The sequence below is a fragment of the Chryseobacterium phosphatilyticum genome, from assembly GCF_002899825.2.
GTDB classification, from domain to species: domain Bacteria; phylum Bacteroidota; class Bacteroidia; order Flavobacteriales; family Weeksellaceae; genus Chryseobacterium; species Chryseobacterium phosphatilyticum.
The window spans coordinates 781,199-797,287 of the sequence record NZ_PPED02000003.1 but is presented as its reverse complement, the minus strand read 5'-3'; the positions used below and the strand labels follow the sequence as shown (position 1 = coordinate 797,287).

Here is a 16,089-nt window from a genome sequence, read left to right as displayed (position 1 = left end):
TTCTGATTTACATAATTAAAAAATAAGATGAGCGATGAACCCGGTTACTCATACTTCAGATATTTTATAAGGTCTACTTTTGTAGCTTTATAGGCTTTGATACTTACTACGGCAAAGGTAAGCCCCAGTAGTACCAGGAAACTGACTACAAATGGCCAAACCGGCATATCAATTCGGTAGGCAAAATCTTTCAGCCATTCATTCATCAGAAAATAACAGATCGGAATACTTATCAAAACAGCGATTACAGCAATCCAAAGAAACTGTCGGGTCAATCCGAAAACAAGAATACGATCTGATGCGCCTAATGTTTTTCGAATGGCAACATCTTTCAGCTTTTGTTCGATCATCAGAGAAGAAAGAGCGAAAAGTCCCAATAAAGCGACCATCAGTACCATAGCATTCAAAATGGTAAATAAGGTCTGTTGTTTTTGATACATTTCAAAAGTCTTTGCAAACTTGTGATTGAGAAAATAATAGTCAAAAGGATAGCCCGGCTCTTCGGAAGTTTGCCAGAATTTTTTCAGCCTTGCCACCGTTCCCTCAATGTCATCAGACTTTATTTTTACCTGAATATTGTATACATTAAATCTCTTCCATGAAGATTGTTTGTAATGGAAAAACATGATAGGTTCTACCTGGTATTTAAGACTTCTAAGATTAAAATCTTTAACAATTCCCACTACCTTATATTTTTTTCCTTCATCAAATCCGGGCTTTATTTCACGCTGAAAAATCTGTTCATCGGTCCATCCAAACTTTTTAACAAATGCCTCATTGACAATAACCGTATTTATTGTATCAGATGCTAAATGAGGATTTAGCCAGCGTCCTTTCAGTAATTTCACATCCAGAAACTGGAGGTAATTATAATCCATAGCGCTATTTTCTGCATTGATGCTCTGTTGTTCATAATCCATATTTGAACTGCTTCTACGCCCTGTTCCTGCAACTGATTCTCCGAAAGAAATATCCTCTACTCCATTGATTTTTGAAATTTCATTTTTAAGTCTTTCATATTTCAACCAGGCTTTTGGAGTAGATTCATTGAAATTAATCATCATAATCTGATTTCCGTTAAATCCAAGGTCTTTGTTCATCATATATTTTACCTGACTATGTACAATGAGACCTCCAATGATAAAAAATGAGGAAATAATGAGCTGTAGTGTAAGAATTCCATTTCTAAGCCAGACTCCGTGTTTGCTTCGGGAGAAATTACCTTTCAGCGTCTCAATAGCTTTGAAATTCGAAAGATAGAAAGCAGGAATCAACCCGGATAATAAAGTAACTACAATAACCATAGCTAAAGAATACACGTAAATATGCCAGTCTTTCAGCTCTATTTCTTTGTTAAAAAATTTATTAAAAGAAGGAAGTAAAAGCTCTGTAAGTGCCAGAGAAAGGAAATAGGACAGCAAACACACAATAAATGTCTCCAGAAAAAACTGAAGCATCAGAGATCGTTTTGTCCCTCCAATCGCTTTTCTTACCCCAACTTCTTTTGCTCTCTGTGAAGCTTCAGCCGTTTTCAGGTTGATAAAATTAATGGCAGACAGGATAACAATCAGGACAGACAGGGAAAATAAAATCATAATCGTTCTGAAATCTCCTGCCCCAAACCATGATGCTTTTGCATGAAGCTTAAGTTGATCCAATGGGATCAGTTGTACACTATTCGGTCCGTGAAGATCCGCAAACTGTTCCGTAGTCATTCCCGTTCCTCTGGCATCTATACTTGATCTTAAAGTAAGTATATCTTTAAATTTATTTTCAAAAGTAGCAGGGGAAGCTCCTTTCTTCAGCATGAAAAAACACCCGTAGTTGAAGTTATTCCATTGTTCTTTATCATGTTTGAAGCCTTCTACAGGTTTGAAAACAAATTGAGGTTTGATCTGACTGTTGCCTTCAGGGAGCTCATAGACTGCGGTAACGATGTAATTTTTATCATCAAATTTTAACGACTCACCGACAGCATTGATTGTTCCGAATAAATTCATCGCAGCTTGTCTGGAAATGATAATGGAGGCATCTGATTTTAGTGCATCTTTTGCATGTCCTGAAATAATTTTAAATGGAAAAAAGGTAAGGAAACTTTCTGATGAAGTAAAGCCGCCCTGCTGAAAGGTTGTCGTATATTTTGTGGTCATCTTGACACCTATGTCCGAACCGTTGAAAATAACAAAATCCTGTACTTCCGGAATTATCTTCAATGCATTAGTGGCAAGTGGGTAAGAGATATTATCTCCATAATAATTTGTTCTTTTATAGAGGGACTGAAAAGCATAGATCTGATCTTTCTTTGGATTCCATTTTTCGTAAGACTCCTCATCATTCCAATGCATCAGGATCAGCATAAATCCGGTGAGTCCTATGGTAAGTCCAAACAGATTGATAAAGGTAGACAATCCGTTCTTTTTATAATTGATCAGGGCAATTTTGAGCCAATTGGTAAGCATAATAGTAGTATTGAAGTTAATAAAAATAGGAATGCTGCTGATTTATTTAAATGCTCCGGCATCTGCTTTTGCAAAGACATCGGTTCTTTGGGAAGCATGTTCCTCATTGAAAATCTCTCCATCTTTCATATTGATAATTCGGGATGCAAAGCCCGCATCATAGGAAGAGTGGGTGACCATGACGATGGTAGATCCTTCCCTGTGAAGTTCTGCCAGAAGGTTCATCACTTCGTTTCCATTGGAGCTGTCCAGATTTCCTGTCGGTTCATCAGCAAGAATCAGTTTGGGTTTTGTGACCAAAGCTCTTGCTACAGCAGCCCTCTGCTGTTGCCCTCCTGAAAGCTGTTGTGGATAATGTTTAGCACGATGAGCAATATTGATATTTTCCATAATTTCCTCTACTCTTCTTTTTCTTTCAGAAGAGGAAATTCCGTTGTAAATCAAAGGCAGCTCAATATTTTCATAGACTGTTAACTCATCAATCAGGTTAAAATTCTGGAAAATAAATCCTATATTTTTTTTACGGACATCTGATTTTCTTCTTTCGTTCAGACCCATCATTTCTGCTCCTTCAAACTGATAAGAACCTATTGAGGCAGAATCCAGAAGCCCGAGAATATTTAAAAAAGTAGATTTCCCGCAACCTGAAGGTCCCATGATAGCTACGAATTCGCCTTCTTTAATGCTCAGATTCACCTCATTCAGGGCATTGGTCTGCACGTCTTCTGCTCTGTATATTTTTGAAAGATTATGTATATTGATCATGATAATTATGTTTTTTTGTTATTGTTGATTACATTTTGTTATAAGTGATGAGAGCGATAGGTTAAAAATATTCATCTTTTTACTTTTTAATGTCAAGGATTTCATATTTTTTCAGATCAGAATAATCTGATGTAATAACGATCTCTCCAACTTTCAGTCCTGATACCACCTCATAATAAAGTGGGTTTTCCCTTCCAAGACTAATCGTTCTCTTTTCCGCTTTATTTCCTTTGATTACAAAGATCCACTTTCCATTGGTATCTTTGAAAAAAGTTCCTTTAGGAATCATTGTACTCTGTGTATCTGCTGAGAGTTTTAGTTTCAATCCGAAGGTCATCCCTATTTTCAAATTTTCAGGTTTCTTATCTGTAAAATTCAGCTCTACCAAAAACTGACCGTCTTTTACTTCAGGCAGAATTTTGGTAATCGCTACCTCGTAGGGTTGATCATTATTATCCAGTATTCCTTTAATTCCATTTTGCAATTTATTGATGTAATATTCATCAACCTTAGCAACCAGTTTGTATCCGTCCATCAGGTCAATCTTCCCAATACTTCGTCCGCTGGTAAGGTTTTCCCCCAACGAAATGGCAAATGATGAAAGCCTCCCGGAAGCCGGAGCCATAATCAGGAAATTATTTTTATTGGAACGTAAAATACTTAGACTTTTGTCCATTTGTCCTATGGATGTATTGATGGCTGACATCTGAGCACTTCTTGAACTTTTTTCTGTAGAAAATCCTTTCTCAATAATTGATTTTCTTTGTTTCTGGTAAGCCAGATTCTGGATACTGATGTCATAATCTGTTTTCTTTCCAATCTCTGCGTCATAGAGACGTTTCTGTAAATTAAAATTCTGAAGGGATGTATTATAATCATTTTGCGCCTGCAACAATTCCTTATCCTGTACCAATTCCTGATTTTTCAGTTCAAGGAGTGTACTTCTCATCTGGCTGATCTGCTGCATAATCCCTGTCTCCTGATTCATATAACTGAATTCCGTATTTGGATTATAAACTCTCGCAATAGGCTGGCCCCTGGTGAGCATCTGGCCATCTTCCATAAAAATTTCTTTCACGACTCCTCCTTCCAGAACATTGACCAGTGAAGAATTGAGCGATTGGGCTTGTGCGGTTACCATAAGCATATCTTCAAATTTTCCCCGGGTAACGTGCTCGGTTTGAATATCTTCTGCAGAGACATTGTATGTTTTTTTCTGCTGAATAAAATACAGCCCGGAAAGCAAGACCATCACCAATATAACCAATCCGCCTAAAACAAATTTTAATTTCGATTTCTTTTTTACTATTTTCGTATCCATATTAAAGATAACTCATTTTATTACAATGGATTACACAAGGGAAGTGCCAGAAAAATATAAACCTGTAAGTCCCTGAAAATCTGTAATACTATTTTTAACACCATTCAAAAACTGTTCATTATCGGACACTTTTTGTACGAAAATGAACAGTTTTAAGCAAAAGAATCAATTTTTAATAAAATTAATCCTATCCCATGCGTAAAAAAGAAGCTCATATCCTGATTGTAGATGACGACGAAGATATCCTGTTTTCGGCAAGAGTCTGGTTGAAAAAATTTTTTTCAGAGGTAAGTTGTCTCAGTAAACCGGCAGAAATTTTAAAATTCATGGCTGAAAAACAGATTGATGCTGTTGTTTTGGACATGAATTTCAGAAAAGGTTTTGAAAGCGGACAGGACGGCCTCTACTGGATGAACGAAATCAAGACACTGGAGCCCCATCTTCCTATTATTCTGATGACGGCCTATGGTGAAGTAGAACTGGCTGTAGAAGCCTTAAAAAAAGGTGCTTCAGATTTTATCCTTAAACCTTGGAATAATGAAAAGTTATATTCTTCTGTGAATCTGGCCGTTGATATTTCAAGAAAAAACAGAAAACTCAGCCAATGGGAAAATGTTAATCAGAAAAACAACCAATACCAACCGGGAAGTGATTCTCTGAAAATGCAGGAAGTACTTGAGCAGATCAAAAAAGTGGCTCCTACTGATGCAAATGTATTGTTATTGGGAGAAAACGGAACCGGTAAATATGTGCTTGCAGAATCTATTCACGAACAATCGGAAAGGAAAAATCAACCATTTGTACATATTGATCTTGGAAGTATTTCGGAAAACCTTTTTGAGTCTGAATTATTTGGATATAAAAAAGGAGCATTTACGGATGCTCATCAGGATTATGCAGGAAAAATTGAGAACGCCCAGAATGGAACCGTGTTTCTTGATGAAATTGGAAATCTGCCTCTTCAGCTTCAGACTAAGTTGTTAAGTCTGATTCAAAATAAAAAACTGTCCCGATTAGGAGAATCCAAAGAACGTATATTGGATGTACGATTCATTTTTGCGACCAATGAAAATCTTAAAAAAGCAGTCGTCGAAAATAGATTTCGTCAGGATTTATACTATAGAATCAATACGGTGGAAATTCAGATTCCTGCTTTAAGAGACAGGCAGGAAGATATTGGATTACTGGCAAAGTACTTCCTTGACCGCTATAAAAAGAAATATCATAAACCTAACCTGGAACTCACAGATGATTTACTCGCTAGCCTTTCCCATTTTCCATGGCCGGGAAATATCCGTGAACTGGACCATTGTCTGGAAAGAAGCGTTATTTTGTCCAACGAAAATAAACTCCAGTTGTTAATTCCTCAGTTGGAGGAGCAGGAAAGTACAATAATCAATCTCAATATTGAAGAAATGGAAGAACTTCTTATCAAAAAAGCCTTAAGGAAGCATACCGGAAATATTTCGTTAGCCGCGGAAGATCTCGGGCTTTCACGCGCCGCTCTATACAGGAGAATGGAAAAGTTCGGGTTATAAAGTTATACATTACGATTTCAAAAAAGTTACCATTTAAACCAATAAAATACAGGGAAAATAATGCATCAGAATAATAAATTATGGTTGCTGTACAACCTTTTTGCCATCACCAGCGGGATTATCGCTTATCATTTTTTTTCTGAAGGAAAGTGGTTCAATGCTATACTCTTTATAGTATTCATGCTTCTTGCCGTGACTTTGATCTATTTTTCTTTAACTGCTCAGGCTTCAAAAGTAGAAAAAGTCATCTCTTCTATCCGAAAGAAAGACTTTTCTTTATTTCCCCAGGAAGAAGGAAATCAACTTCTCGATAGCAGTATCCGTCTGTATTATCAGAATAAAGAAGAGCAGTCTTCATTATCCTCTTACAAATTGCTCTATGAAAGTATTCTGGATCAAATGGAAACAGGATTGATCATCTTATCAGAAAAAGATAAAAGCTGGGACGTATTTTATGTAAATTCTACCTTCCTAACTATTTTACAGGTTCCTAAATACAATCGATGGGAACTTTATGCTTCGAAAATACCTGTGTTTTATGAAATTATTGAACAAACGGGTTACCAAAGTTCGCAGGAGTTTTTTGATATTTCCATTCACAGTAATTCCAAACAGTCATTTTCACTCAGAACCAAAGAGGTAAAAAATATACAACACCATTTTTATGTTATTACCCTGGAGTCTGTTCAGAAAATCATTGAGCAGAAAGAAAAACTGGCATGGAATAATCTGATGAAAGTAATTTCACATGAACTTCTTAATACCCTGACCCCGGTAAACAGCCTGATCCAAAATCTGGAATATATCAGTAACCAGGAGACTATTGATCATGAGGATCAACAGGAAATGAAAGAAAGTCTGATGATCATTAATTCCAAATCAAAACAACTTTTGAATTTTGTAGATCATTACCGTCAGGTAGCCGAATTACCCAAGCCTGTTCTTGCCCCTGTATCCCTGAAAAAAATCATTGAATCTGCTCTTCTTTTTCTGAAATCCGAATTTGAAAAATATCAGATTCAAATGATTCAGAACATTGATAATTATATGGTATCCGTTGATGAAAAAATGATTGAAAGAAGTCTGATCAACCTTTACCTTAACGCCATTCATGCTGTTTCTGAAAAAGAATATAAACTCATTACCACTACTGTAAAATCACACAATAACCGTATTATTGTAAGTATTACGGACAATGGTTCCGGAATCACTTCCGAAATCAAGGACAAAATTTTTCTTCCCTTTTTTACAACAAGAGCCAATGGTTCAGGTATCGGGCTGACACTGGCCAAAAGTATCATGGAAGCTCATGGTGGCTATCTTAATTACAAGGGATTGGACGAAGGAAGCAGTTTTGAATTATGGTTTTTGGAATAGATTTGCTACTCATAAACGAGAGCATTATATCATCTCGCAGATCAGGGAGATTGCGCAGATTTCCTCACAATCATCTGCAATTGTAATTTCACACAAAGTTTTAATGTTTAAAAATAATGGAAAATAACCTACTGACAAACTGTTGTCGCTACCCTATCGTAGCTTTGTTCCAGTTATTAAAAGCAAGACAAAATGAAATTAACATCGTTAAGAATTATCACCAAAGACATTCAACAGTCTGTTCATTTTTATGAGAAAGCAATCGGTCTAACTGCTCAATGGTATACAGAAGATTTCGCTGAACTTTCTACCGAAACGATTACCATAGCAATTGGAAGTACCCGTACGATGAAAATGTTTGGTGACAATCTGGAAGAATCTACAGGATCACAAACTAGCATTATAGAATTTCTGGTTTCTGATGTAGATGTAGAATATCAAAAGATAAAAGGTCTTACCGGTCAAGTCGTTCAGGAGCCTACTACCATGCCTTGGGGTAACCGCTCTCTTCTGTTCCGTGATCCGGATGGAAATTTAATTAATTTCTTTACTCCTGTGAGCGAGCAGGCGATTCAAAAATTTAACTAAGCCTCTTCATTTAATAAAAAATACTGCCCCATCGAGGCAGTATTTTTTATTGAATAGTTTGTGTTTGTTAGAGTTTATTTAATCAACCACATCGTTTCGTTGATATCGTCTCCTCCGGGATACTGTTTATTGATTGCCTGAGTGAGATTATTATTGTTATTATTAATTTCAGATGAAGGATACATCCATCTTTTAGGAATTTTGCCATTATTCAGGCTCCCTTTTCCATCCGTGTTAAATTTAGGAAATCCTGTTCTCCTCTGCTCATAAAACGCTCTCCATCCCGTATTAAAAAATAATGCAATATGCTTTTGATCCATAATCTGCTCGATCTCTTTTCCCGGCTCAAGATTAATGGTTGATTGGGCTAAATATGTATTGATATCAGTCGTATTAACTTTGTAAAAATTCATAGAAGCATTAATTGCCTTTAAGTAATATGCATTTGCATTTCCTCCGATCCACCCACGCACAATGGCTTCTGCCAAAACAAACTGTAATTCTGTATACCCCATTAGTACCCCCGGTTCATTGATGGGATCATTAAAGTATCTGGGATTAATTCTCGATGCCAATCCATTGGAAGCTTTTGTAGAGTTCTCTCCCAAATCACCACTTCCATATAAACCGTCATAGTAACTAAACGGATCTGAAGGATCAGTTCCCACGGTACTGGTTTTCTTTTCGGCCATTATAAATAACCTCGGATCTTTAGTATTTTTTAGCTTATCCACAAAGCTCTGCTCCATATAATAAGCGGTCTTGAGATCATTGCTATTAAAATACGGATAACGGTTATTCACCTGATTATAGAAAGGAAGAACTCCACTATCTTCACCCGTTTCCATAATAGGATTTTGAATAGGATTATTGACAATATCTGCAAAAGTCTGCTTTATATTCAAGTCCGGATCATCTGTTCTTTTGGAGAGATCCATCAGAATTCTCAATCGGTAAGAATTAATGAGCTTTCTCCATTTTACAATAGCTCCGTTATAAATAAGATCTCCTGCTATAGGAGTATTAAGATCAGAAAGTTCTGTATTTGCCAATGCCAACTCATTAAGTACATTTTTATAGATACTTTTCTGATCATCATATTTAGGATAGAAATTATCTGTCTTTATAGCTTCACTATAAGGAATATCACCAAATGTCTCAGACAATGAAATAAAGTAATATGCTTTAAAGAAACGGGCTAGTGCAATATATTCTTTTCCTCCTTTTTTATTGGCCTCTGCTACCATCTTATCTACCTGTTTGATATAATCATACGCTCCAAAGGACCCTCTCTGCCAGTTGTAATATTGCTGGGCATTAACACCATTGATATAGGCTAGCTGTCTCGATGCCAGGGCGGCTTCCGCTTTAATGGTGTTAAAAGCATTAACTTCAATTCCCGGAAGGATATTGCCTGCATCCACACTTTTAGGACGATTAGGATCATCCTGATAATCTTCAACTCTGCTACAGCTGATTAAGCTTAATCCGATAATCAATAAAAATATATAAATTCTGGTTGATTTCATTTCAATAGTATTTATGATTAGAATTTCACATTGAGGTTTACCCCGAAACTTCTTGTTGCCGGAGTCTGGAGCTGATCCATACCGGAATCCGGATCTACATTTTTAATTTCAGAAGCCAACCAGAGGTTTCTTCCGATCAGAGAAATGCTCGCTGAAGACATATTCAGTTTTTCTACAAAAGACTTTTTAAAATTATAGGTCACTGTTACCTCTCTTAGTTTGATGAAGGTTTGCTTATAGTAATGATAATTACTTTCAAATGCATTGCTTGTACTCTGCATGTAGGCATTGTAATTGACCGGAACATCGTTAGGGACAAAAACGCGGGTATCAGATTTTATGGTCCCATTCTGATTATAGGTAACAGATCCGCTCACAACCCTTACTCCCGGGGCGATATACGTGTTATGTCCTGCATTAGCATCATCCCTGTACTGGTTGACTGTTCCTGGTGCAATGCCTCCCCACCACATTTTTTGATTGGTTGTAGAATACATCGTTCCCCCAATTCTGCCATCAAAAAGTAAAGAGAGTGAAAAATTACGATAGCTAAAATTATGGGAAAATCCATACGTCCAGTCCGGATCAGAATACCCCATTTTGCTTTCAAACGGAGCCGTAGAATTCACCGGATATCCATTTTTCAATACCAGTTGTCCGTCCGGGGAAGTTTCATAAGGCATAGCAGTAAGCTTATCCATCCTTTCTCCTACCCGGACAAAATTTTCCCGACCATTGGCAGGATTGTAAACCGTAATATAATCTTTACCACCATAAGCTTCTTTTAAATACTTCCGATACCTGCTAAAATTAAGCTGAGAACTCCATTTAAAATCTGAATGTTTAATAATATCCGCATTCAGGGTAAATTCTACCCCTCTTCGCTGATATACATTCCCGTTAGTGAGATAATATTTATAACCTACCCCCTCTGATAAAGGAATTTTGGCCAGGTTGTTGTAATCGCGGGTTTGAAAATAGGCTACGTCTAAACTAATCCTGTTCTTCAGCAATCCGATATTCGTCCCCACTTCCCATGAGTCTACCGTTTCAGGTTTTATATTCCCATCAATCAGAATATCTCCGAAATAAAATGAAGATTGCCCGTTCCAATTGACATTGCTTTTTTCAAAAGCTGAAATATAACCGTAGGTATTATCTGCTATTTTTCCTGTAGAAACCTGGGCAAATGATCCCCGTAACTTGGCAAAATTAATCCATGAAGGAAGGCTAAGCAGTTGGTTTAATAGTAATGATCCTGAAATAGAAGGATAAAAGTATTCATTATTTCCCTTCGGTAGGGTTGAAACTTTATCATATCGGGCGGTCATATTCAGGAAGAATGTTTTATAAAACTCCATATCTACATAGCCGTATACACTATTGATTTGTTCATATTCTTTTCTGTTTCTGTTTCCATCCGTAGGGACAAACAGAGGACCTATACTATTGAACAGATTATACCATCCCGGAGTAACCAGACCATCGGTCCGTATTTCACTATTCTTAAGCTCTCTATAAAAATTAGAAATATAGGCTTCCCCACTTAACGTAAAGTTATCGGAATAATGGTTCTGATATTTAAGTCCTAGTTCTGAAGTCATATCAAAATAATTTCCGGTAACCTGAGTGTAATTTCCCAGTGATTTATTACCATATCCAATATAGCTCTTAGGCTCCCTGAATTCACGATTCAAACTGTAGATATTAGCTCCTACCCGAGCTTTCGCTGATAAATTCGGAACGATCTGGTATTCTACATTGACATTCCCCAGTACATTATCTTTATAGTATGGCCTCAGGTATTCATAAGCCTGAAAATAAGGGTTGTTATAGTAAGACACATTATAATGTCTCTGCTGATATCCTTGTTTCCCAGGCACCCAATAATTTCTCAGGTCTCTGACGTCGACATCAGCTCCTGTCCACAATACGAGATTATACAGATAATTGGTTGGCCCATAGCCTACTTCCGGGAAATTGGAAGTATATTCTTTATTATAGGTTAATGTAGAATTAATCATGAGATCCTTAACAGGATTTACAGACCCCGCCAGGCTGATAGATGTTGTTTTGAGATCCGTATTGGGTACAATTCCTTTCTGATAAATATTAGAAAAGGAAAGCCTGAAAGTAGCCTTTTCATTTCCCCAGTCGACGCTTACATTATTTGACTGAATCAATCCGGTTTCAAAGAAGTTTTTAATATTGTCTTTTCCCCGTGAAATCCATGGTAATGGAACCAGTTTTCCTGTCACAGGATCAATCGGACTGTTATATTGTGGTGTTTCAAAATACCCGCTCGGAGTAGTGGGATCCTTTTGATCCAGCTTGGGACCCCAGATCCATCCGCCTCCTTCACTTCCGGAGCCTTCTCCATTCGTATAAGCATACTTCCCGTTATTCCCGCCTCCATAGACTGTCTGAACTTTTGGAATACGGATAAAAGAAGTCTGAAACATGGTAGAATTGTTAAAGGAAACAGTCATCTTTCCTTTTTTTCCTTTCTTTGTAGTAATCATAATGGCCCCGTCCTTACCAACAGATCCATATAACGCTGAAGCAGTAGGCCCCTTTAATACACTTATGTTATCAATATCATCTGCATTTACCCTCCACAAATCGGCGGTTCTGTCTGGTACTCCGTCAATAACGATAAGGGGCTTGGCACCTCTCAGATTAATACCCGGATCCTGAAAAAGATCAGTGCTGTTTTTAATATTCAAGCCGGCAACGCGTCCTGAAAGTGAGTTGATAAAGTTAGGTTCCTTCGCTTTTTCAAGAACATCTCCTTTTACCTCCTGCACAGCATAGCCTATGGCTTTCTTTTCTTTTTTGATTCCTAAAGCTGTAATAACAACCTCATCAATCTTTTTTTCATGAGTTTTCAGGGTATCAGAACCTCCGATTTGAGATACTTTTTGGCCATAAGCTTCCCAGCTGACGACTAAGCCCAGCCCAATTAAAATCTGTAATTTCATGAGTATATTCCTTTATTTAGTGTGTGTATTGATCCAGGTATTCAGGAAACCCTCTTTGGTTTTCAGAACAATTTTATAGATATCGGAATGATGGGTTTTCAGCTGATAGGTAAACTGCCCGCCACCAAGTTTTGTTTTTCCCAGTAGTTGATAGACATCTTTACCTTTATTTTTGAAATTATTGGTCTCTGTCATGTAAACTTCTGCCCACTCATCAGAAGGTTTTGTTGTTTTCCACGTTACTTTAAGCAGTGTATCTGATAATTGAGCTTTGAGTTGATAAGCTATTCTGTTTTTAATTAAATCAATACCATCTATTTCCTGTTGAATCTCTACAGGAACCTTCAGTTCCAGAAAATTGGCCATAGTCGGTAGTATATCTGTGATTGCTACACGATTATTCTTTGCATATGAATTGATATTGGGTTTGTTAATGGCAATCCAAGTATTTCTTTCTCTATCACTTTGTCCCCCATGGCCTTTACCATTACTTGCAGATCTTCCATGATCGGTAGTGACGACGAATAACCAGTCTTCTCCAAATTTTGTTTGGCGTTCCTTTACCGCATCATATATCTTTCCGATAAGGCGGTCTTCAAAAGAAATCGCTTTATACAAAATATCACCATCTCCATGACGATGTCCCATATCATCAGTAAATTCTAAATAAACCCAGGATACATCCGGTGCATTCTGTGCAATATAACCGGCGGCTTTTTCTGCTACAAGGCTGTCAATTTTACGGATATATCCGCTTTGTTTATCATGAGGAAAATTCAGGGTATCTTTTTCCATTCCATCATAGGAAAAATCCATTTTTACCTTTCCGGTAGCTTCAAGATTTTCGCCAATCAACTTGGTACGGTTATCTTCCCAGGTTGAAAACACGGCTGTTTTTTTATCCGGAAACTGCTCTTTAAAGAGTCTGAAAATGGTCGGATAGCTATAATTAGGATTTTTGATATCATTATCATAAACGTTATGTTTATTAACCCACGTTCCCGTCAGCAAGCTGTTATACCCTACTGCTGAAATGGTCGGGGTCTCACTGTAACCTCCTTTTTCGCCACCCACATAGGCTTTCAGCAATGCTCCATCCTTTGTAATCTTGTTAAGATTGGGAATTTGAGCTTTATTCAGCATATCTTCAGCGATACCGTCAACAATAATGAAAACGACTTTTCTTTTAGCTGCATGTTTCTGAGCGAAAGCATCAAGGCTGGCAAAGGATAAAAAAATAAGTAAGAAAGATTTGAGAAAGTTCATGCGACATTTTTATTTTGGCAAAATTCTATAAAAAACAAAGACTATCTTTTAACAAAACATTAACAAGTATACTAAAAATATTAACTTTAATTAAAATTTTCGCAGGTAGTAGCTGACAATAGCCTCAATTATTGATTATTATTCAATTTTTAAAAAAATATAATTTCGACAAAAGAACAGTTTTAATTTATTATTACCTTTAAAAGTGTTTTTTCATCAAAAATAATTTACATAAACTTGCAGAACACCTCAGTATGAACGGTTCTTTAACAAACCATTTTCTGTAAACACTTATATGTAAAATCTACATTAACAGAAAACAAGTTATTAAACGATGAACTTACAGTCCTATTTAGAACTTAGAGTAAATAATTCTGAAGATGAATTATTTCAATTTCAAATTAAAGGATCAAACACCTATTTTTCAGGAACAACTATTTTTTATGAAGATATTAAATTACTCAGGCAGCTCAGTACCTGGCTGGTTGACTTTCCAAAACATGAGAGGTTTATTTTCTTTGAACTTGGAGATAAAGATTCCGGGTTTTCAATAAGGTTTTATCCTATTGATTCACTTTCCCATATTGGTGTTAGGATAACTATAGCAGCTGAAATGTTATTTCGTGCTGAATCTCAATGTAGAGTCGAATTTGAAATAATAGCAGAACCCAATGCAATTGATACTTTTCAAAAAGCAATTAATCAGATTATTTTAAAACAATCAGGGACAGCAATTCTGTATGGAAATGATAATAGACTTTCCTGATCAATATTGTCTGTTGTTATCACAGATCTATTTTTCTGATTTGATCTTCATGTACATCAAAAAATTACACAATAATTACCCCGGCAACTATGTTGCCGGGGCTTTTGTTTAGAAAAACAATTCTTTTTAATACAAATAAACGTGAAAATTGAAAAAGAGAGCAGGAGTTCTCAAAATAACATTCACATTATCCGGATGGGCAGGATCTGTATCTCTGAATCCGAAAGCCCAGCCTCCTCCAGGGTGAGTAGAGCACCAGTTCTTAAGGCCGGCTTTATCGTTTCTATTCATATCATAGCCGGCAAAACCACAATCAAACTGATCGCCCCTGATGACAGTCTGAATCACTACATTTCCGTTATCTGTCGTTGCACAGGTAATGTTTCCACCTTGTCCTGTCAGAAATTTGTTGTACGCAGCCATAATACATTGTTCTACGGACTGCAAAGTTAAATGTACCATATTTTGATTTTTTTTGGTTGTTTTTGAGTTAAATGTTTAATTCATATAATTCTTTAACCAGACTCCTTTCTGGTAGATAATTGCCGCCATATATACATTATCGTTATTATTATGGGCTTTGCAAATCGGCATAATATAAACGCTGTTGGAGCCTGTTGCTACTTTCTGTGCTTTCTTCCCAAGAATCACATGGCCGCCCACCAGACTACTGGTACAGATAACAGGGCTATAATTTAATGACGTACAGCAGGAAGGGTAACCATATTGATCTGACCACAACTGAAGCCATGATTTACCGGCAATCTTGGGGTCATTAGTACTTCCGATGACATTCGCAAAATTTTCGTTTTTACTAAAAGTTACTTCCCCACCCCACACGGAATAAATTGATTTTACAACAAACTCATCACCGTAGTGCTCCTGTGGGTTGTAAAATCCGGCAAATAAACCGTTTTGATACACCACTTTAAGATCTTCATGCTCCCCGGAAGTCAGTGCGGGAGGTTGTGTCTTCACCTGAACGGTCAGATCTTCCTTCACAAAAGCATCAATCAAAGCCTGGCTGGCATCCTTCACTGTATTTGCAAAAAGCTGATCCAATTGGGGCGTCATAGGAGTATTATAATTCCAGTTGGGATTATACAGTGCTTTATCTGTACTGATTTTGATTTCTGATCCTCTTTGGTAAGCGTATTCAGCAGTACCCTCCGGAAAAGTTGTAAGACATACTCCATCTTCTGCGGTATAGTCGGGACCGCCGATTGTAATTACTTTATTTTTTTCTTCGTACGTATAGGTAAAAGAAAGCTGCGCCATCAGGTTGATGTTGTTAAGGTATGCCAGTGTTCCAACAACTATTGGAGGCGTTTCTACGATATGGGTTCCGTTCTGCAATTCAAAACTTAAGGTATAACCCATTTTCTGAAGCTCTGCAGATCCATTGTGATAATCCAGAGATAAAGGCAAGCTGATGGTGATTGTTTTCATGGTATTTGGTTTTAAGTTTCTATTCTTGAACAATCCAAAGTAACGAAGAA

General features: G+C 36.9%; 12 protein-coding genes. 4 read left to right on the top strand and 8 right to left on the bottom strand.

Annotated features, from left to right (window positions below; translation table 11 throughout):
* Positions 1 to 44: 44 nt before the first annotated feature.
* The 3 genes from C1631_RS15480 to C1631_RS15470 all read right to left on the bottom strand — a co-directional run bounded on the left by C1631_RS15480 (position 45) and on the right by C1631_RS15470 (position 4,545).
* A complete protein-coding gene (locus C1631_RS15480) occupies positions 45 to 2,459 on the bottom strand; it encodes an ABC transporter permease (protein WP_109713233.1) in 2,415 nt (804 codons plus the stop codon).
* Positions 2,460 to 2,501: 42 nt separating this feature from the next.
* Positions 2,502 to 3,224: an ABC transporter ATP-binding protein gene (locus C1631_RS15475; RefSeq protein WP_103249406.1), complete on the bottom strand. Its 723-nt coding sequence runs from the start codon at positions 3,222 to 3,224 to the stop codon at positions 2,502 to 2,504.
* Positions 3,225 to 3,303: 79 nt separating this feature from the next.
* On the bottom strand, positions 3,304 to 4,545 hold the full coding sequence (locus C1631_RS15470; protein WP_109713231.1) for an efflux RND transporter periplasmic adaptor subunit: 1,242 nt from the start codon (positions 4,543 to 4,545) through the stop codon (positions 3,304 to 3,306).
* Between the two features lie 194 nt (positions 4,546 to 4,739).
* Between C1631_RS15470 and C1631_RS15465 the strand changes: the two genes are divergently transcribed.
* The 3 genes from C1631_RS15465 (at position 4,740) to C1631_RS15455 (ending at position 8,048) form a co-directional block, all read left to right on the top strand.
* Complete coding sequence (locus tag C1631_RS15465; RefSeq protein ID WP_109713229.1) at positions 4,740 to 6,083, top strand: sigma-54-dependent transcriptional regulator; 1,344 nt, start codon at positions 4,740 to 4,742, stop codon at positions 6,081 to 6,083.
* A gap of 60 nt (positions 6,084 to 6,143) precedes the next feature.
* Positions 6,144 to 7,460 carry a sensor histidine kinase gene (locus C1631_RS15460; RefSeq protein ID WP_109713227.1) on the top strand — a complete coding sequence of 439 codons (1,317 nt, stop codon included), beginning with the start codon at positions 6,144 to 6,146 and terminating at the stop codon, positions 7,458 to 7,460.
* 192 nt (positions 7,461 to 7,652) lie between these two features.
* On the top strand, positions 7,653 to 8,048 hold the full coding sequence (locus C1631_RS15455) for a VOC family protein (RefSeq protein WP_103248877.1): 396 nt from the start codon (positions 7,653 to 7,655) through the stop codon (positions 8,046 to 8,048).
* Between the two features lie 74 nt (positions 8,049 to 8,122).
* On the opposite strand, the gene C1631_RS15450 is transcribed toward C1631_RS15455, so the two are convergent.
* The 3 genes from C1631_RS15450 to C1631_RS15440 are packed head-to-tail and all read right to left on the bottom strand — an operon-like array spanning position 8,123 to position 13,824.
* On the bottom strand, positions 8,123 to 9,577 hold the full coding sequence (locus tag C1631_RS15450; protein ID WP_109713225.1) for a SusD/RagB family nutrient-binding outer membrane lipoprotein: 1,455 nt from the start codon (positions 9,575 to 9,577) through the stop codon (positions 8,123 to 8,125).
* Positions 9,578 to 9,594: 17 nt separating this feature from the next.
* Positions 9,595 to 12,558 (bottom strand): SusC/RagA family TonB-linked outer membrane protein, encoded by a 2,964-nt coding sequence (locus tag C1631_RS15445; RefSeq protein ID WP_109713223.1) that lies wholly within the window; start codon positions 12,556 to 12,558, stop codon positions 9,595 to 9,597.
* Between the two features lie 12 nt (positions 12,559 to 12,570).
* Positions 12,571 to 13,824, bottom strand: coding sequence for an alkaline phosphatase family protein (locus tag C1631_RS15440; RefSeq protein WP_109713221.1), 1,254 nt, complete (start codon positions 13,822 to 13,824; stop codon positions 12,571 to 12,573).
* A 334-nt stretch (positions 13,825 to 14,158) separates the two neighbouring features.
* Between C1631_RS15440 and C1631_RS15435 the strand changes: the two genes are divergently transcribed.
* Positions 14,159 to 14,590 (top strand): hypothetical protein, encoded by a 432-nt coding sequence (locus tag C1631_RS15435; RefSeq protein ID WP_109713219.1) that lies wholly within the window; start codon positions 14,159 to 14,161, stop codon positions 14,588 to 14,590.
* A 126-nt stretch (positions 14,591 to 14,716) separates the two neighbouring features.
* Here the strand turns inward: C1631_RS15435 and C1631_RS15430 are convergent, their stop codons facing one another.
* Both C1631_RS15430 and C1631_RS15425 read right to left on the bottom strand, forming a co-directional pair.
* Positions 14,717 to 15,052: a hypothetical protein gene (locus tag C1631_RS15430; protein ID WP_123966703.1), complete on the bottom strand. Its 336-nt coding sequence runs from the start codon at positions 15,050 to 15,052 to the stop codon at positions 14,717 to 14,719.
* A 36-nt stretch (positions 15,053 to 15,088) separates the two neighbouring features.
* The gene (locus C1631_RS15425; RefSeq protein ID WP_109713218.1) at positions 15,089 to 16,039 is read right to left on the bottom strand and encodes a hypothetical protein; all 951 of its coding nucleotides are present in this window, start codon (positions 16,037 to 16,039) and stop codon (positions 15,089 to 15,091) included.
* Positions 16,040 to 16,089: the final 50 nt, after the last annotated feature.